The organism is Alistipes sp. AF48-12 (assembly GCF_003477565.1).
GTDB lineage: Bacteria > Bacteroidota > Bacteroidia > Bacteroidales > Rikenellaceae > Alistipes_A > Alistipes_A hominis.
Genome location: NZ_QUDJ01000013.1, coordinates 61672 through 80915, shown reverse-complemented (window position 1 = coordinate 80915; position 19244 = coordinate 61672). Strand labels below are relative to the sequence as shown.

The 19244-nt window shown below is 57.7% G+C and carries 12 protein-coding genes and 3 pseudogenes; 10 read left to right on the top strand and 5 right to left on the bottom strand.

Annotated features, from left to right (window positions below):
- Positions 1–15 precede the first annotated feature (15 nt).
- From kdsB to rho, 3 pseudogenes are all read left to right on the top strand, one after another.
- Positions 16–773, top strand: a pseudogene (kdsB, locus tag DW082_RS09390) (3-deoxy-manno-octulosonate cytidylyltransferase).
- A gap of 117 nt (positions 774–890) precedes the next feature.
- Positions 891–965, top strand: a pseudogene (locus DW082_RS15490) (hypothetical protein); the annotation flags it as partial.
- A 518-nt stretch (positions 966–1483) separates the two neighbouring features.
- A pseudogene (gene rho, locus DW082_RS09385) lies at positions 1484–2734 on the top strand (transcription termination factor Rho); the annotation flags it as partial.
- A 102-nt stretch (positions 2735–2836) separates the two neighbouring features.
- Here the strand turns inward: rho and DW082_RS09380 are convergent.
- Genes DW082_RS09380 through DW082_RS09370 form a run of 3 tightly spaced genes read right to left on the bottom strand, consistent with a single transcriptional unit; the run spans position 2837 to position 7811 of the window.
- Complete coding sequence (locus DW082_RS09380; protein WP_118458357.1) at positions 2837–4150, bottom strand: serine hydrolase; 1314 nt, start codon at positions 4148–4150, stop codon at positions 2837–2839.
- A 15-nt stretch (positions 4151–4165) separates the two neighbouring features.
- Complete coding sequence (locus tag DW082_RS09375) at positions 4166–6655, bottom strand: beta-N-acetylhexosaminidase (RefSeq protein ID WP_118458355.1); 2490 nt, start codon at positions 6653–6655, stop codon at positions 4166–4168.
- Positions 6645–7811 carry an exo-beta-N-acetylmuramidase NamZ domain-containing protein gene (locus tag DW082_RS09370; RefSeq protein ID WP_118458371.1) on the bottom strand — a complete coding sequence of 389 codons (1167 nt, stop codon included), beginning with the start codon at positions 7809–7811 and terminating at the stop codon, positions 6645–6647. Before DW082_RS09370 ends, DW082_RS09375 begins: the two co-directional genes overlap by 11 nt.
- Positions 7812–8049: 238 nt before the next feature.
- Between DW082_RS09370 and mazG the strand changes: the two genes are divergently transcribed.
- The 7 genes from mazG (at position 8050) to DW082_RS09335 (ending at position 17649) form a co-directional block, all read left to right on the top strand.
- Positions 8050–8838: a nucleoside triphosphate pyrophosphohydrolase gene (gene mazG, locus DW082_RS09365; protein ID WP_118458354.1), complete on the top strand. Its 789-nt coding sequence runs from the start codon at positions 8050–8052 to the stop codon at positions 8836–8838.
- 32 nt (positions 8839–8870) lie between these two features.
- Positions 8871–9383, top strand: a complete 513-nt coding sequence (locus tag DW082_RS09360; RefSeq protein ID WP_101570861.1) for a gamma carbonic anhydrase family protein — start codon at positions 8871–8873, stop codon at positions 9381–9383.
- Between the two features lie 10 nt (positions 9384–9393).
- Positions 9394–10443 carry a sensor histidine kinase gene (locus DW082_RS09355; protein WP_118458352.1) on the top strand — a complete coding sequence of 350 codons (1050 nt, stop codon included), beginning with the start codon at positions 9394–9396 and terminating at the stop codon, positions 10441–10443.
- Positions 10440–12785 carry a hypothetical protein gene (locus tag DW082_RS09350; protein WP_118458350.1) on the top strand — a complete coding sequence of 782 codons (2346 nt, stop codon included), beginning with the start codon at positions 10440–10442 and terminating at the stop codon, positions 12783–12785. The genes DW082_RS09355 and DW082_RS09350 overlap by 4 nt, the downstream gene beginning before the upstream one ends.
- Positions 12782–13528 carry a LytTR family DNA-binding domain-containing protein gene (locus DW082_RS09345; protein WP_118458348.1) on the top strand — a complete coding sequence of 249 codons (747 nt, stop codon included), beginning with the start codon at positions 12782–12784 and terminating at the stop codon, positions 13526–13528. Before DW082_RS09350 ends, DW082_RS09345 begins: the two co-directional genes overlap by 4 nt.
- Before the next feature lie 104 nt (positions 13529–13632).
- Entirely contained in the window at positions 13633–14541 is a 909-nt protein-coding gene (locus DW082_RS09340) for an alkaline phosphatase (RefSeq protein ID WP_101570868.1), read from the top strand.
- A gap of 171 nt (positions 14542–14712) precedes the next feature.
- Positions 14713–17649 carry a TonB-dependent receptor gene (locus tag DW082_RS09335; protein ID WP_182424139.1) on the top strand — a complete coding sequence of 979 codons (2937 nt, stop codon included), beginning with the start codon at positions 14713–14715 and terminating at the stop codon, positions 17647–17649.
- Positions 17650–17705: 56 nt separating this feature from the next.
- On the opposite strand, the gene mscL is transcribed toward DW082_RS09335, so the two are convergent.
- Complete coding sequence (gene mscL, locus DW082_RS09330) at positions 17706–18131, bottom strand: large-conductance mechanosensitive channel protein MscL (protein ID WP_055203836.1); 426 nt, start codon at positions 18129–18131, stop codon at positions 17706–17708.
- Positions 18132–18195: 64 nt separating this feature from the next.
- The gene (locus DW082_RS09325; RefSeq protein ID WP_118458344.1) at positions 18196–19227 is read right to left on the bottom strand and encodes a Gfo/Idh/MocA family oxidoreductase; all 1032 of its coding nucleotides are present in this window, start codon (positions 19225–19227) and stop codon (positions 18196–18198) included.
- Between the last annotated feature and the right edge of the window lie 17 nt (positions 19228–19244).

The following is a 19244-nucleotide window of genomic DNA, read 5'->3' as shown; positions in this document are numbered from 1 at the left end:
AAAAAAACGAAAAACATGAAATTCCTGGCACTGATACCGGCACGGTACGCATCGACCCGATTCCCAGGCAAACCGCTGGCCGACCTCGCGGGCAAACCGATGATCCGGCACGTCTACGAAAAAGCGCACGCCTTTTTCCCCGACTGTTACGTGGCGAGCGACGACGAACGGATCGTCCGCACCGTCGAAGGATTCGGCGGACAGGCCGTTATGACCTCCGCCGAACACCGCAGCGGAACCGACCGCTGCCGCGAAGCCCTCGACCGCATCGAGCTTCGACCGGCAAACGATTCGACGCGGTCGTCAATATCCAGGGCGACGAACCGTTCGTCGCCGAAGAACAACTGCGGCTGATTACCGGATGTTTCGACGATCCTGCCACCGAAATCGCGACGCTGGTTAAAGCGTTCGACGCGCACGAAGACATCTTCAACCCCAACTCGCCGAAAGTGGTGCTTTCGACCGACGGCTATGCGCTCTACTTCAGCCGTTCGGCGATCCCCTACCTGCGCGGCACGGAGCGCGATCGGTGGCAACGATCCCACAAATTCCTGAAACACATCGGCCTGTATGCCTACAAGAGCAGCGTGCTGCGGCGGATCGCCGAACTACCGCAGGGCACGCTCGAAAAACTGGAATCGCTCGAACAACTCCGCTGGCTCGAAAACGGCTTCCGCATCAAAGCGGCGGAAACGCATTCGGAAAGCCTGGCGATCGACACGCCCGACGACCTGAAAGCAGCCGTCGAATTCCTGCGGCGAAGCGAAAAATAGACCTCCGTTTTGTTATTCTCAAAAAATCCGCTACATTTGTATCATCATTAAACGATGGTCTTCGTTGTCCGTTCGGACAAACGTAAATCACTGAAATAAATAAAAACAGCATATTCTATGTATGACGCAGAAGCATTGAGCGGAAAGAGTCTTGCCGAATTGCGTGAAATAGGGAAAAAGTTGGGTATCAAAGCCCAGATGCGCAAACAGGCCCTCATCGATAAAATCCTCGAACAGTCGGAACGGCCGGAAAGCGGCGAAAGCCCCCTCCAGGAAACGAGTCCCGCGGAAACTCCGCAAAGCGACCATCCGGTGCCGCAAAAACGGGAAAGACGCAAAAAGATCAATGCCGTCAAAGTAACCGGAGTCGGCTCCGATACAAAGCCGGAAACCGAACTCCCGATTCCGTCCGAACCGTTCTTCGCGGAAAATGCCGCAGGAAAAGAGAAAAAACAGGAAGACGCGGCACGCGCCGAAACGGCAGACCCGCAGCCTGCGGCGACCGAAACGGGACAATCCCGGAACGCGAAAAAAACGGCCCATCCGGAAGCCCCCCGCGAAAACCAGAAAGCGCGGAATTACACGGCCAGTCCGGAAAAAAACAAAATGGAACGCGACCGGAAAAGAAACCGGATCGTTTATACGAAACCGGAAACGCCGACGGCGGATCAGAACGACGCTGTAAAACAACCCGTCCATGACAACGAATCCCCCGTACGCCAGGAGATCGTTCCGACCGAGACCGTTCCGGAAACCTGCCGGGAACGGATCATGCGGAACGCCACGCGGAACCGCAGCACGAATCCCCGAAAACGGGTTCCAAGAAGGATGCGAAAGACGAGTTTCTGGGCAGCGTACAGGGAGAAGGCGTACTGGAGATCATGCCCGACGGATACGGCTTCCTGCGTTCGCCGGACTACAACTATCTGAACTCCCCGGACGACATCTACGTATCGCCGTCGCAGATCAAGCTATTCGGATTGAAAGCCGGCGACACGGTACAAGGCGTCATCCGGCCGCCGAAAGAGGGCGAAAAATATTTCCCGCTGGTCAAGGTGAACCGGATCAACGGACTCGGTCCCGACGAAACCCGCGACCGCGTACAATTCGAATACATGACCCCGCTGTTCCCGTCCGAAAAGTTCAACCTGACCGGAAACGGGCACAATAACCTGTCCTCCCGGGTGATCGATCTGTTCTCTCCGATCGGAAAAGGCCAGCGGGGACTGATCGTGGCACAGCCGAAAACCGGTAAAACGATGCTGTTGCAATCGATCGCCAACGCGATCGCCGACAACCATCCGGAAGTCTACCTGATCGTCCTGCTGATCGACGAACGTCCCGAAGAAGTGACCGAAATGGCCCGCAATGTCAAAGCCGAAGTCGTCGCCTCGACCTTCGACGAACAGGCCTCGCGCCACGTAAAAGTCGCCGAAATGGTGCTTGAGAAAGCTAAACGGATGGTCGAATGCGGACACGACGTCGTGATCCTGCTCGACTCGATTACGCGGCTTGCGCGAGCTTACAACACCGTACAGCCGGCATCCGGCAAAGTCCTGTCGGGCGGGGTGGACGCCAACGCGCTGCACAAGCCCAAACGGTTTTTCGGCGCGGCCCGCAACACCGAGGAGCGCGGTTCGCTGACCATCATCGCAACGGCGCTGATCGATACCGGATCGAAAATGGACGAGGTGATCTTCGAGGAGTTCAAGGGCACCGGCAACATGGAACTGCAACTCGACCGCAAACTCTCCAACAAGCGGGTTTACCCGGCCGTCGACATCATCGCTTCCGGCACGCGCCGCGAAGACCTGCTGCTCAGCAAAGAGGTTCTGCAGAAAATCTGGGTGTTGCGCCGCTACCTGGCCGACATGAATTCGAGCGAAGCGATGGAGATCATCAAAAAACACATGGAATCCACGCGTTCGAACGAAGAACTGCTCGTTACGATGAATCAATAAGCGGATTCCCTGACAAATACGGCGCCCGGCCTTTCACTGTAATGAAAGGCCGGGCGTCTTTTATCATCGCACCTCCGTTCGCACGGGCGCTCCGGACATTTTTCAAAAACTACCGGAACTGTCCGGCATACAGCAAAGCGTTTCCCAGATTTTCGTACGCAGCATGGAAGCGTTCAGCTTGTTGTTCACCCGGGTCGGGTGCACGGCATTGGTCAGGAAAACCATGTAAACGCCCGTCCGGCTGTCCATCCAGAAAATCGTCCCGGTGAACCCGGTATGGCCGAAACGGGTCTCGCCGCCCAATTCGCCCGTTTTCGGGTCCCGCTTATCGAACCCGAGACCGCGCCAAACGCCCTGTTCCGTATAGGGCGACTCCGTAAAAAGCTCGACGGTCTTGCGGGTCAGCACCTGCCGTCCGGCATAAGTTCCGCCCCCGAGGATCATCTCGCAGAAACGAGCCATGTCGCGCGCCGTCGTAAACAGCCCGGCGTTGCCACCCACGCCGCCCATCAGGGCTCCCAGTTCATCGTGCACATACCCCTGCACCGTTCCGCGTCCGAGGATATAGTCGGTCTCGGTAGGCAGGCAGTTCCTCTTATCGCGGTATTGCAACGGATTGTAATAAGTGTCCGTGCAGTCCAATTCGGCGAACAGTTCCCGCGTCAGTTCGTCGAGGGGCCGACCGGAAACGCGTTCGACAATCATCTTCAACAGCAAAAAATTCGTATCGCTGTACAGGTAACTGCCGCGACGGGCCGGCTTATAATCCCGCACGATCTGTCCGAGGATCAGCGTATCGACCGCCGGATTGACATACAGGTCGTCGGCCGCCTGACGCCAGCCGGGCCGCGAAGTCGAACAAAGGTAAGCCGTATCGTAAGCGATCTCCCCGGCCACGTAATAGTTTTTGCCGACCTGATGCGGATAGGCGGCCGTCCGTTTGCCGCTGAACATGCTTCCGCCGGCGGCATTGCGCACCAACGGCGTATAAAAAACCTGCGCGCGCAGTCCCGAAGTGTGCGTCAGCAACTCCCGCAGCGAAATCCCTCCGACCGGCGTAGCCGCCAGTTCGGGCAGGTAACGCCCGACGGCTTCCATAACTTTCAATTTACCCTGATCGTACAACCGCATCACGGCGAAAGTCGTCGAAAGCACCTTGGTACATGAAGCTACGTCGAAAAGATCTCCGTCCGCTACGGGTCGTTTTCCGGAATAGTCGTGACAGCCGTAATGGCGGGCATAGCGGATCCCGTCCCGGTCGCCCACGACGAGCGAAGCCCCGGGAAAGGCCCGGCATTTCAGCCCGTCGTCGATCATCGAATCCAGTTTCACACGCACGCACTCCGGAATATCCCGGGCAGACGACGACAGAGCCGACGCCCATACGATAAAACATAAAACAATCTTTCGAACCATCGAATCTTTTTTAAATTACAACCGGGGAACTACCCGCAAATCCTGCCATCCGAGAATCGTTTCGCCATTGCCGCCCCGGATCGAGATGCGGACGGACCGAACCGGCGCCGAAGGACGCAGCACGACGCTTCCGTCCGGCTTCAACGGAATTTCTTCCCCGAACGTTTTGCCGTCGGCCGAACAAGCGGCCGTACCGTCGGTCACGATGTAACGGGTAACGTCCGGAAGTCCCGTCCGGACATCGATCTCCTCGCAATCGACCGGCTCGTCGAACGCGAACAGGATATAATCGCCCGCCTTGCAGGGGGAAACCGTACGTACGTAAGAAGAAAATTGGTAATCGGCGCTGTTGCGGATCGGAAATTTCCCGGAACAGGTCAGCGAACTGGTTACGGAAACCGCCGGCTCGATATAGGGCGAAGGCCTGAGGTTCAGCGTCAATTCTTCCCGTTTCGAACTGTTGTTTTTCAGCGTGACCAGCAGGTCGGCCGTGCGGTTCGCCGAATCGGCGTACAATCTCAGATCGCGCAGCGGATTGATTTTTTGCCCGTTTCGAATAATCGTATAAGCCGTATCCGGGCCGCTCACTTCGAGCCGCACGATCATCGCATTGTCCCGCCGCTGCGTGAACGACAACAGCCAGAGCCCGTCGCGGGTCACGTAATCTTTCAACGGCACCCTGAAAACCCGTTGTTCGGCTGGAGCCAGCTCCGCCCGGAAAAGCTCGGCGACAGGGAAAACGGCCGTACTGTACCCGCCGCAGCCGAACGCCCGAAACCGGTAGCGCTCCGGACGATCCGTGCGCAGCGGCTCGGTATAGAGCGCGGACGACTCGTCCGGCTCGCTCAGGTCGGTCGTATAACGAATCTCGACGCCGGCGATTTCCGGCGTAACGGTAACGACGCCCGAGCGGTACTCCGTCTGCGGCGGAAACATGCGGAACCGGATGCCCATCGCACCCAACCGTTCGAGGTGCCCGGAGGTCAACCGCCGGTAAAAATCGTTCCAGTCGCGCTGTCCGGGCTGCGTCCACCCCACTTCGGCCAACGCGCAAAGCCTCGGATAGCCTTGATACTCGGCGAAACGTTCCGGCTCGTTCAGCAATTCGGCCCACTGCGCCGCCTCAACGCCCCGCACCCGTTCCAACCGTTCGGCCGAAAGAAAATCCGCCGGCTCGAAATCGTACACCCGCCGCACGTCGACCCGACCGGCCCAGGTATGGCCGCGGTCCCACGGATGCTGCTTCATGTCAATGTAGCAATAGGAAGCGGGCATCATCACGACAGGCTGTCCGGCCGCGGCGGCCTGCCGACATACGTCGACGTTCTCCCAACCGTAAATCAGCGTCGCCGGACGCAAATTGCGGGCCTGAACGGCCTCGTTCCAGGCCGCGCATGTCTTGCCGACGCTATGGACGAGGTCTTCGAGGCGGTGTACGAAATATCCCCGCAGCTCGGCGGGCGTTTTCATCTTTTTCTCCGTCATCAGCGCCCGGCAGCGGGGACAATTCCGCCAATAGCGGACGCTGACCTCGTCGCCGCCGATATGGATGTATTTCGACGGAAAAAGCCCGGCAAGCTCCTGCAGAATGTCGCGCAGCATTTCGAAATTCTCTTCGCGACCGGCGCAAAGCGTTTCCCGCATCTCCTCCGGCTTGTAGGTAACCGAACCGGACGTCCGGCAGAACGTTTCCGGATAAACCGACGTAAGCGTCTGGCTGTGTCCGGGCAGGTCGATCTCCGGGATGATCTCCACGTTGCGGAACGCGGCGTAATCCACGATCTCGCGGACATCCTGCTGCGTATAGAATCCGCCGTAACGCTCGTTCCCCGAGCCGTAGGAAGGCGGTAGCACTTCGCCGGGCCCCCGCCAAGCTCCCCGGGACGTAAGTTCCGGATACTTTTTAATTTCGACCCGCCAGCCGTTGTCGTCGGTCAAATGCCAATGCAGCGTATTGAGCTTATGACGCGCTATCCAGTCGATATACCGCATCACGGCCGCCTTGTCCGAAAAGTTACGAGACACGTCGAGCATAACGCCCCGGTAAGCGAAACGGGGCGCATCCTCGATATGAAAACAGGGGATCGCGAACGTTTCGGCATGTTGCGCGGCGTCCGGCCGGTAAACCGATACCGGCATCAGTTGAAACAGGGTTTGCAGCGCATAGAACGCTCCGCCCCGGTCGTTCGCCCGGATCGTGATCCTGCTCGGGGAGATATCCAACAGGTAGCCCTCCTCGGACAATCCGCCCTCGTGCTTTTCGATGGATATCTGCTGGATGCTGCGGCGATGTCCGCCGGCGGCAAGGCGGTAGCCGCACACCCGCTCGATGTGGTCGTTCAGGTAATCGAACAAATCCGGAAAAGCGGGACTGTAAATTTCAGTCTGCTTGGCGACCAGGAACTCCCCCTCCCGCTTGTCCGCCCGTTCGGGTCGCGGAATCAGGTTCTGGCCGTGACAAAACAGACCCAGCAAAACGAATAACAGGCTCAGGCTACTCTTCATACAGCAAATACGGTTTACGGCTCTGTTTGAAACGTTCCACATCCTCCCTCCAGCGGGCCTCGATCTGCCCGGCGTCGGCTCCTTCGACGATCATACGGCGAACGTAATCGACCCCGATAAGCTTTTCGAACATCGGCGTAAAGAACTTTTCGCCCAGGTTCAGTTGCCGGTAACAATCGATCACGTAGGCCAGGTTGACCCCTTCGCGCCACACCTGTTCGTCGGACGGGACGCTCCGCAGATCGACGCCGTAGCACAGCCGGTCTTTCAGCGGCGGATTTTTCGCTCCGGCGTTGCTGTGCGGCGTAAAGCGGAACGAAGTCCTTTTCAGATCCGGATGCCCGTAAGCCTGAAACGGGAAATCGGTGCCCCGTCCGAGACTGACCGGCGTTCCTTCGAAAAAGCACAGCGAACTGTACAGGTAAACGGCGCGCATGTTCGGCAGATTCGGAGACGGTTTTTCGGGCAGTACATACCGCGTTCGGTGCGTATAATTCAGGCACGGAATCACTGTCAGGGAGCAGACGGCAGCGTCGTCGAGCCACCCTTCGCCGTTGATCATCCCGGCCAGCTCGCCGAGAGTCATCCCGTGCACGACCGGAATCGGATGCATACCGACGAACGACCGGTATTTCGGATCGAGCACCGGGCCGTCGACGTAAAAGCCGTTCGGATTCGGACGATCCAGCACGATCATCCGCACGTCGTTGTCGGCACAGGCCTGCATCATGTAATGCATCGACGACAGGTACGTATAATAGCGCAGGCCGACGTCCTGGATGTCGAACAGCACGACGTCGAGCTGTTTCATATACTCGGCGGACGGGCATTTGTTGGCCCCGTAAACCGAAACGATCGGGATCCCCGTCCGGGCGTCCCGGCCGTCGGAAACGTGTTCGCCTGCGTCGGCATCGCCGCGAAACCCGTGTTCCGGCGCGAAAACCATTTTCAGATCCACTCCCAGCGCATACAGCGAATCCACGATATGCGTCCGGCCGATACGGCCGGTATGGTTAGTCAGTATCCCCACCCGCTTGCCTTCGATCAGCGGCAGGTACCGGTCGGTGCGCTCGGCTCCGACGACCACGCGGTCGCTCCCCGCAACCCGGCAGGCCAGCAACGCAAAAACAACGATCAGTAGTCTCAATTTATTCAACAATAACGGATTTAGCAAAATTCGGGGCCGATCCACCACACCCTGATATCATTCGCATCGGCATGGCGAGCAAACCGGCTCAGGCTCTTTATCGAAATCGGACAAGCCCCCCTTCTCGCCGATAGTACCGATAAATTCCGCACCTCCTCTTTCATTTTATCGGATACCCCCGATTTACAAAGTTAACGATTTTCCCTCGGATTAATGTATATTTGCTCTATCAAACACCGAAAAGACTATGGATAAAAGACTCGAAGCGGTCGGCCGCCTGCTCGACATCATGGACGAATTGCGGGAAAAATGCCCGTGGGACCGGAAGCAGACGTTCGATTCGTTGCGGATGAACACGATCGAAGAGACCTACGAACTGGCTGACGCGATCCTTGACCACGACCTGAACGAAATCCGCAAAGAGCTGGGCGATCTGCTGCTGCACGTGGTATTCTACTCGAAGATGGGCTCCGAGCAGCAAGCGTTCGACCTGGGCGACGTGGCGAACGGCATTTGCGACAAGTTGGTATTCCGGCATCCGCACGTGTTCGGCGACACGCAAGCCGACAATGCCGAACAAGTAAAACAAAACTGGGAGGACATCAAACTGAAAGAAAAAGCGCAGGCGCACGAGAAAAAGCGCGTGCTTTCGGGCGTGCCGCGTTCGCTGCCGGCGATGGTCAAAGCCTACCGGATCGGCGAAAAGGCAGCTTCGGCCGGATTCGACTGGGAAAAGCGCGAAGACGTCTGGGCGAAAGTCCGCGAAGAGATCGGCGAAGTACAGCACGAGATCGACGCCCGCGACCGGCGGCGCACCGAAACCGAATTCGGCGACCTGTTCTTCGCGCTGATCAATGCGGCGCGGCTCTACGGCGTCGATCCGGAAGCGGCGCTCGAACAGAGCAACCGCAAATTCATCGAACGGTTCGCCCACATCGAAGACCGCGCCGAACAACAAGGGCTGACCCTGCGCAAAATGACGCTCGAACAGATGGACGCCCTGTGGAACGAAGCGAAAATCCGGGAAAATCGTTAACTTTATCGGCGAATCACTTAAAAAACGGAATTATGGCACTTATCAAACCGCTGCGGGGCTTTACGCCCGTAATCGGAGAAAATACGTTTCTGGCGGAAAACGCCACGATCATCGGCGACGTCACGATCGGCCGGGACTGTAGCATCTGGTTCAGCACCGTGCTGCGCGGCGACGTCAATAAAATCACGATCGGCGACCGGGTCAACATCCAGGACGGAGTAGTCGTCCACACGTTGTACCAGCGTTCGGTGACGGTCATCGGCAACGACATCTCGATCGGCCACAACGCCAACATTCACGGCGCCAGGATCGAGGACAAATGCCTGATCGGCATGGGAGCGACCGTGCTCGATCATGCCGTCGTAGGCACGGGATCGATCGTCGCGGCCAATTCGCTGGTACTGTCGAAAACCGTTATCGAACCGGGCAGCGTCTACGCCGGCGTACCGGCGCGGCGCGTGAAGGACGTGACGCCGGAACAGGTGCGCGACATCATCGAACGCACGGCCCGCGACTACATGATGTACGCTTCGTGGTACAAATAGCCGGAAAGCCATGAAACAGACCGGAAAGCATCGGGTAATCGTCATCAACCTGCTGGTAGCGCTGGCGCTGACGCTGATCGTCAATTTTTCGTTCCTGCTGAACGGAAACGACGTGCGCGGTCACCGTCCGCCTCCGATGATGACGATGGCTCCCGGATTCATCGCTTTCCAGTTGTTCTACTTCTATGCCATGGCGATCGCGATCGTCGTGCTGAATACCGTACGCAGCCTGTCGCTGACGCGCAAAATCCTGTTGACCATTGCGATCACGGTGCTTTTCTACCTGTTCATCCCGACGCTGAGCCGCGGCGGCAATTGGAACATCCCGCTGATGACCGGCCGGCTGTATAATCCGCTGCACATCATGAAATGCTCGTTCGTGCTGATCGTTTCGGTGCTGTACGGACTGATATTCGAACTGATTTACCAAAAACAGCACATCACGATCGAAAACGAGCAGCTCAAAAACGAAAACCTGCAAACGCGCTACAACATGCTGGCCAACCAGATCAGCCCGCACTTCCTGTTCAACTCGCTGAACTCGCTGTCGATGCTGGTGCGTGAAAAAAGCAACGACAAAGCGCTGCTGTACATCGACCGGCTGGCCGACACGTTCCGCTACATGCTGCAATCGGGCCAGGGAGAACTGACCACGCTGTCCGAAGAGCTGCGCTTCACCGAAGCCTACCTCTACCTGCTGACGATCCGCTACGAAAACAAACTGTTCTGCGACATCCGGATCGAAGACCGTTACCGGGATTGGAAACTGCCGGTACTGTCGCTACAGCCACTGATCGAAAACGCCGTCAAGCATAACAGCATCTCGCGGACGAAACCGCTGCGGATCGCCATCCGCACGGACGACGGCACGCTCGTAGTGTCGAACCCGTTGATCCCTAAAATCGACGAAACGACCGGAACAGGGATCGGACTTAAAAACCTGTCGTCCCGCTACCTGTTGCTCACGTCGCAACAGGTGCGTATCATCCGTACCGACGACGCGTTCGAAGTGATCCTTCCGCTCATCGAATCCCCGAACCCAATCAAATCCCTGTCATGACCCGTAAACTGATCGTATCCCTGCTTCTGCTGTTCGGCTCTGCCGCAGCCGCACTACCCGCATCGACGGCCGCACCGCTGCCCGATGAAAACGGAACGGCGCCCGCCGTCGAATCGCCCTGGTTCCCGGGACGCCAATACGCGTTCGTATGGCGCAACTGGACGCTCGTCCCGGCCCGGAAACTGGCCGAAGTGCTCGAAACCCCGGTCGAAAATGTCCGTGCGCTGGCCGAATCGATGGGCCTTCCTCCGCAACGGGCGATCGAACCCGAATGGAACTCCCCGCAGGGATATATCACCGTATTGCGGCGGAACTGGCACCTGCTGCCATACGACCAACTGCTCACGCTGCTCGGCATCACGCGCGAGGAACTGGCATGGCGGCTGATCGAAGACGACTACCTGTTCGTAAAACTGGGTTACAGGAAACCCTATTGCCCGCCGCTGTATTACGAAAAGCCTTCCGAACAGGCCGAACGACAAGCCGCCCGGATCGCCGCGCAAGTCCGGGATATCCGGCCGGCAACCGCCGTTGCCGAGACGCCCCGGTTCGCATTCATCGACGAATTTTCCCGAAGTCATAAACCCGCCCGCAAACGACAGGAACCGGCAACGGCCGATACCGGCGGACAGGGTTTCGCGCTGCGGATCATCTACCCTTACTGCGCGACGTTCGGCGATCCGCTGACCGATCCCGAACTGTCGTCCTATCCGGAAGGACTGTTGCAGCGGCTCTCCGAGGCCGGCGTGAACGGAATCTGGATGCACTCCGTACTGCGGACACTGGTTCCGCCGGACGGCATTTTCCCGGGGGCGGACGATGCTGGACTGCGCATCGAAGGGCTGAAACGGCTGGTCGAACGCGCCGCCAAATACGGGATCGGCATCTACCTGTATGTGAACGAACCCCGTGCGATGAACCTCTCGTTTTTCGAATCCGATCCCCAGAGGAAAGCGTTGATGGGATCGGCCGAAGGAGACCAGCGCGCCCTATGCACGTCGGTGCCCGAAGTGCTCGACTGGACGAGCCGGTCGCTGGAATCGGTATTCCGGCAGGTTCCGGGACTCTCCGGCGTATTTACGATCACCGCATCGGAAAACCTGACCAACTGTGCGTCGCGCGGCGGACAGGACCAATGCGAACGCTGCCGGAACCGCTCGTACGCCGACCTGATCGTAGAGGTCAACACGGCGATCGAGAAAGGCGTAAGGAGCGGCAGTCCCGACGCCAAAGTGCTGGTATGGGACTGGGGATGGAACGATTCTTACGCCGAAGAGATCATCGGCCGTTTGCCCAAAAGCTGCTGGCTGATGTCGGTCAGCGAATGGGCGCTGCCGATCGAACGCGGAGGGATCCGGTCGGCCGTGGGCGAATACGCGCTGTCAGCCGTAGGCCCGGGACCGCGGGCGCTCGCACACTGGCGATACGCCAAGCAGGCAGGCCTGAAAACCGTCGCCAAAATACAGGTGAACGCCTCGTGGGAAATGGCCGTCGTACCGGCTGTTCCCGTATTGGAACTCGTGGCGCAGCACGCCGAAAACCTGACGTCGGAGGCTACGGACGGCGTGATGCTGAGCTGGAGTCTGGGCGGTTATCCGTCGACCAACCTGGAACTGTTCCAGTCCTTCCGTCCGGGACAGCAGCAGGAAACCTGCTTGCGTCAACTGGCCGAAAAACATTACGGCAAACAGGCCGCACCGCTGGTATGCCGGGCATGGCACCTCTTTTCCGAAGCGTTCAAGGAATTTCCCTATAACGGGGGAACGCTTTATAGCGGGCCGCAGCACATGGGCCCCGCCAATCCGCTGTATACGGAACCGACCGGCTGGCTGGCCAGCATGATAGGTATCCCCTACGACGCGCTGGACAACTGGCGGTCGGTCTACCCGACCGAAACGTTCGTCGCCCAGATGCAAAAAGTGGCGGACGGGTTCGCGGCAGGCTGCGAACTGCTGCAAAAAGCCGTAGCGGTTTCGAAAGGAAAATATCGCAAGCAACTGACCGACGACCTGGGACGCGCCCGTACCGTCGGCATCCACTGCGCTTCGTCGGCGAACCAAGCCCGGTTCACCGAAGCCCGCAACCGCCTGTTGACATCGACCGACCGCGACGAACGGCGCCGGTACATCGACACGATGCGCCGGGCGGCGGAAGCCGAAGCCGAACTGACCGACGATCTGCTGCCGATCGTCCGGAACGACCCTACGATCGGCTACGAATCGTCGAACCACTATTTTTACGTCCCGCAAGACCTGCTCGAAAAGCAACTGAACATCCGTTACGTCCTGGATTGGCTCGACCGTCAGGCGGAACCCCGGAACTCTGAAACCTCCGAACAATGAAAGCGTTAATCATCGAAGACGAAACGGCGGCGGCAACCAACCTGAAAAGCTTGCTGCGGGAAATCGACCCGTCGGTCGAGATCGTCGACGTGATCGACACGGTCGTTGACTCGATCGGCTGGATACGCGCCAACCCGCTGCCGGACATCGTCTTCATGGATATCCACCTGGCCGACGGACAGGCTTTCAAGATTTTCGAACAAGTCGATATCCCCTGCCCGATCGTCTTTACGACGGCTTACGACCGTTACGCGCTCGACGCATTCAAGGTCAACAGCATCGACTATATCCTCAAGCCGATCAAAAAACAGGAACTCGAACGGGCTTTCGAAAAATTCAAACGGCTGTCGGGCCGCGAAAAGGCCGAATACGTCGAACAGACCCAGCGTTACCTCTCGGCGCGGGCGCAGAGTTTTCTGATTCCGTTTCGCGACAAACTGGTTCCGCTGACCCCGGACGAGATCGCCTATTGCTACACCGCCGACGAGAAGGTCTCGGTCGTCACGTTCGACGGCCGGAGCCTGCCGATGGACAAACCGCTGGACACGCTGATCGCCTTGCTGCCGGAACGCGACTTTTACCGGGCGAACCGGCAATTCATCGTCTCGCGCCGCGCCGTCCGCGACCTGTCGGTATGGTTCGGCAGCCGGTTGTCGGTCAACCTGACCGTCAAAACCCCGGAACGCATCGTCGTCAGCAAGGCGCGGGTTCCGGATTTCAAAAAATGGTTTACCGGTAACTGACGGCGCGCTAAACCGAAAATACTGCCTGCCGGTTTTTTGTCGCTGTTTTAAAACAAAAAACCTACTTTTATAACACCTAAGTTGTATAACTAATCCTACAAACTATGAGAAAAATTACGCTTTTACTGTTGGTTATCGCAACCGCTTCGCTGACCGGAGCCGTCGCGAAAGGGAAAAAATGCGAAGCGCAAAAGGCCAAATACGTCGTGCTGATCGGCAGCGACGGATTCAGTTCGGACGTCGTGCGCGCGCATCCCGGAGCATTCCCGAACATCGAAGCCCTGATGAAAAACGGCAGCTATACGCTCGAACGGCGCAGCGTGCTTCCGTCGTCGAGCGCCGTCAACTGGGCCTCGATGCTGATGGGAGCCGGGCCGGAACTGCACGGCTATACGACATGGGGCAGTCAGGTTCCCGACCTGCCGTCGCGCGTGATCGGTAAATACGGACTCTTCCCCGGTATCTGCGGAGCGATCCGCGACGCGCGGCCCGACGCCGTGATGGCGTGCGGTTACAACTGGCCGACCATCGGCTGCCTGTATGAACAAAAAGCCGTGAACATCAACAGCAACGTACCGAGCGATCCGGCGCTGGCCGACAGTATGTGCCTCTATATCGGACGCGAGAAACCGCTCTTTACGTTCATCGCCTTCGGAGAACCGGATGAAACCGGACACCGGTGCGGCTGGGAGAGCGACGAGTATTTCGAAATGTGCAAACAGATCGACGGCTATGTCGGCAAGATTATGGAAACCCTCGAAAAAAACGATATGAAGGACGATGCGATCGTATTCTTCACGGCCGATCACGGCGGTACCGGCAAAGGACACGGCGGCATCTCGATGAAAGAGATGGAAACCCCGTTCGTCGTTTGCGGCAAGGGGATCAAACAGGGGCACGAAATCCCGGAAAGCGTCATGGTGTTCGACTGCGCCCCGACGATCGGCCATATCTTTTCGATCGACCAGCCGCAGGTGTGGATCGGGCGACCGGTCATGTCGGTATTCGAATAACGGAAAACACAGGAAACGTCCCGGTTCGTAAAAGCGGAGAGCAAATCGCTCCCCGCTTTTCGATTGGGATGCGATGCGGGCGTTTCACCCTCTATATTTTCCGTTTTACCGGACAGAAGCATGTTTTCTATGGTGAAACGCTTTTCTTTGCAACCGGAAATGACACGAACTATGAAACATACGACGCTGCTACTCCTACTGCTGTTCGCACTGCCGTTCCTTCCGGAGCCGGTTTCGGCGGCAACGCCCAAATCGGGCAGCATAACCGGAAAAATCATCGACCAGACGGCGCAGGAGCCGGTCATCGGAGCCGTCATCGAATGCAGTCCGGCCGACAGCACGAAAAAACTCTATACCACGTCGGACAAGGACGGCGCTTTCACTTTCCCGAAACTCGCCTACGGCTCTTACGACGTTACGATCACCTACCTGGGACTTACGTCCCACACTTCGCAGGTCGAGGTCGCAAAACCGAAGACCGACCTCGGCACGATTACGATGACGCCCGACATTCAACAAATGGACGAAATCGTCGTCAAAGGACTGACCATGCGCACGACGCAAAAAGGAGACACGCTGGTGTACAATGCGGGAGCTTTCAAAGTGACTCCGGACGCGTCGACCGAAAAACTGCTGGAAAAAATGCCGGGTATCAAAGTGGAAGGCGGCAGCGTCGAAGCGCAGGGCGAACAGGTTAAAAAAGTGCTTGTCGACGGTAAGGAATTTTTCGGGGAGGACGTTACGACGGCCATCAAAAACCTGCCGGCCGAAGTGATCGACCGGGTCGAAGTGTTCGACAAACTGAGCGACCAGGCCGCATTCAGCGGCGTCGACGACGGCCAGGGATACAAAGCGATCAATATCGTCACGCAACGCGGGCTCAACCATGCCAAATTCGGTCGTTTTTACGGAAGTTACGGATTCGACGAACTGTATAACGTCAGCGCGAGTATCAACCTGCTCAAGGACAACCGGAGGCTCACGCTGCTCGGCATGGCCAACAACGTCAATCAGCAGAACTTCGCTACCGACGACCTGCTGGGTGTGCTCAGTTCCGGCGGCGGACGTGGCGGACCCGGCGGACGCGGCGGGAATGCCTTTATGATCGGCAATCAGAGCGGCGTTTCGACCGTCAAAATGTTCGGCGTCGACTATGCGAACCAGTGGTGGGACAAGCTGAAAGTCCAGGGCAGTTATTCGTTCAACACGACCAAGAACACCACCGAAGCGCTGACGCAAAGGGAGTACTTTTCAGACCAACTATACGACGAGACCGGCCGGGACAACTCCCGCAACTTCAACCACCGGATCAACGGACTGGTCGAATACAAAATCAACGACAACAACCAGTTGATGTTCCGTCCGTCGCTCAGTTTCCAGACCAACGACACGTACAGCGCCGACACGTCGGCGACCGCCGCCACCGACGGCGACGCGGGCAATACGTTGCTGAACTTTTTCAAAAGCAACAGCGCGGCCAATTCGGCGGGATACAACATTTCGGGCGACCTGAATTTCATGCACAAATTCGGCGGCAGGGACGGCCGGGTACTGACGGTTTCGATCAACGGGGGAGCCTCGAAAAACGACCGGGACAACACCAAGTATTCGCTGACGCGCTACCTGAATCCGGACTCGACTTCGCAATTGAACCAGTTGATTCTGAACCACTCGAAAGGCTATCGGGTCGGCGGCCGCGTCTCGTATTCCGAACCGGTTTCCGAACGGGTTCAACTGCTCGCCAATTACGACATTTCGTACAACTATTCCGACCGCGACAAACGTTCGTACGAACTGCCCGGCGACCTGTTCCTGGACAGCCTGTCGAACACGTACAACAGCGGCTACCTGACCCACCGCGTCGGTCCCGGCTTCCGCCTGCACAGCGATAAGACGATGCTGGTCGTCAACCTGAACTACCAGTACGCCACGCTCACCGGGGATCAGCAGTTCCCGACCGTATCCCGTTCGAAAATGGCGGCCAATTTCGACAACATCGTCTACAGGGCCATGCTGCATCTCAAATTCAACCGCAGCAATTCGATGCGCGTCAGGCTGTTCTCCGGGACGGACAACCCGTCGGTCACCCAACTTCAAAACGTGTTGGACGTATCGAACCCGCTGTTCATATCGCAGGGCAATCCGAACCTGAAACCGGTATACGCGCAACGTATGAATATCCGCTACACGCGGGTCAACGTCGGGAAAGGCACCACCCTCGGAGCGCAAATGACGGCAGGGATACAGAACAATTCGATCACCAATTCGGTGGAACGCGCCGATCGGAACGGCTACGAAGTCAAGGACGAAACGGGCAATACGGTCGTCGTACTCGACCGCGGAGCGCAGTACTCCCGGCCGGTCAACCTGAACGGTTACTGGACGATCGACGGCGGCGCCTACTACGGATTTCCGGTCGGTTGGCTCGGCAGCAACCTGAATCTGGATCTAAGGGCTTCGTACACCGCGATGCCGACCATTTACAACCTGGTGCGGAGCACGACTACCACAGCCTCCTACACCGGCGGTATCACGTTGGGCAGCAATTTCAGCGACCAACTCGACTTTACGTTTACCTACCGGGCCGGATACAACATCGCCCACTCGACCAATAACAACGAGTATTTCAACGGCGTGGGAACCGGACGGATCAAATGGATCACGTGGAAAGGGATCACGCTCGAAGCGAATGGCAGCTACTCCAAATACCGGGGCGTTACCGATAAGTTCACCGAGGAGTTCTTCCTGCTGAACGCCGGTATCGGCAAAAAACTGTTCAAAAACCAGCGCGGGGAGATCAGCGTACAGGTTTACGATATTCTGAACCAAAACAAAAGCTTCGTCCGCAACGTCAGCGAAAACTATATCCAGAATGTCACCACCAACGTACTGGGACGCTACGTGAGCATCAGCCTGGTCTACAATCTGCGGACGCTCACCGGCAAAGACGGCAAAGCGTACAGCCGACCCGAGGCCGCGACGATTTCCGCCGGGACGGTCCTCCTCCGGGCGATCATCCGACGGGCCCGCCGCGCGGCGGAGGAATGCCCCCCTTCTAACCGTTTCGACACCACATTTTTTCATAATGCAGTTTTAGCAGTCAAATAGGAAAAGCGCCCGCCGGTTTCCCGGCGGGCGCTCTGTTTCCGGAAAAGAAGACCGGACTACGATTTATTTTTCAACAGATCCCGTATTTCGGTAAGCAATTGAATGTCGGCGGGAGGGGCCGCAGGAGCCGCCTCTTCCTTCTTTTGTGTATGGAAGCGGTTAAGCAATTTGACCATCAGGAAAATAGAGAACGCGATGATGATAAAATCGAGCGTCGTCTGTAAAAAAGTGCCGTAATTGATCGCTACGGCGGGAGTCACCTCCTTGCCGGCCTCGGAAAAGACGGCCGCTTTCAGCGGAATTTTCAATTCGGTAAAGTTTACCCCGCCGATCAACAGCCCGATCGGCGGCATGATGATGTCCGCCACCAACGACGACACGATCTTGCCGAATGCGCCGCCGATAATGATACCGACCGCCATATCGACTACGTTGCCGCGCATGGCAAACTGTTTGAACTCTTCTAAGATCTTAATTTTCATAATCGTTCTTTATATTAAGTTATACAACGGTATCCATACGAAGGTCTGCCGCCTCCGGAAAGCCCTACAGCGAAACGGCGTTCCCCGTCCGGTCGCTTTCGAAAACAGCATCCAGGATCTTCATGTCGGTCAGCATTTCCGCATGCGTGACGGCCGGTTCGTCCCCTTCGCGCAGGACGCGGTAGACATTGTCGTAGAACCGCATGTAATTCCCCGGAACGGTCGGATACCTGCAACGTCCGCTGTCGTTATGCAGAACGCCCCACTGCCGTTCGTCCTCGACGATCCAGACTCCGTCGTCCGGCGTCGCATTTTCGTATCGAAGCGCATTCTCTTGCGGGTCGGTTCCGTATTTTACATACGATCCCGCCGTACCGTGCACGGCGAACCGCGGAGCCTCTTCACGCACCAGCATACTCGCGCGCAACGAAACTTTCAACTCCGGATAAAGCAATTCGACGAAACTGTAATCGTCGATCCGGCTGCCGTCGCGCAGCCTGCCCAGCGTAGCCCATACGCCACGCGGTTTGCCGAACAGGGCCACCGCCTGATCGCAGAGGTGCGAACCGAGATTGTAGGTGATCCCTACCCTTGTCTCGCCCGGATCCTCTTTCCAAACCGACTCGGCCAGAAACGGCCGGTAACGCTGGAAAGACGACTGTAGTTCGACGACACGCCCCAGCGCTCCGGTTTCGAGCACCTGCCGTACCGTCAGAAAGTCGTTGTCCCAGCGGCGATTCTGGTACACCGTCAGCATAAGTCCCTTCCGTTCGGCCAGTTCGACCAGGGATTCGGCTTCGGCACAGGTCGTCACGAACGGTTTTTCGACCACGACGTGTTTACCTGCCTCGAGGGCGCGGCGACAAAAATCGAAGTGGGTGGCGTCCGGCGTATTGACGACGACCAGTTCGACGTCCTGTTCCAACAGTTCCCCGAACGAGGCGACCGAGCGGACGTCCGGATAACTTGCGAACGCCTTTTTCGTCCGGCGTTCGACGACGGCCGTCAGTTCGAAACCGGGATTGGCGTGGATGAACGGGGCGTGGAACACCTGCCCCGAAAGGCCGAAACCTGCAATACCTGTTTTGATTCGCATTCTTAGGATGATTGATC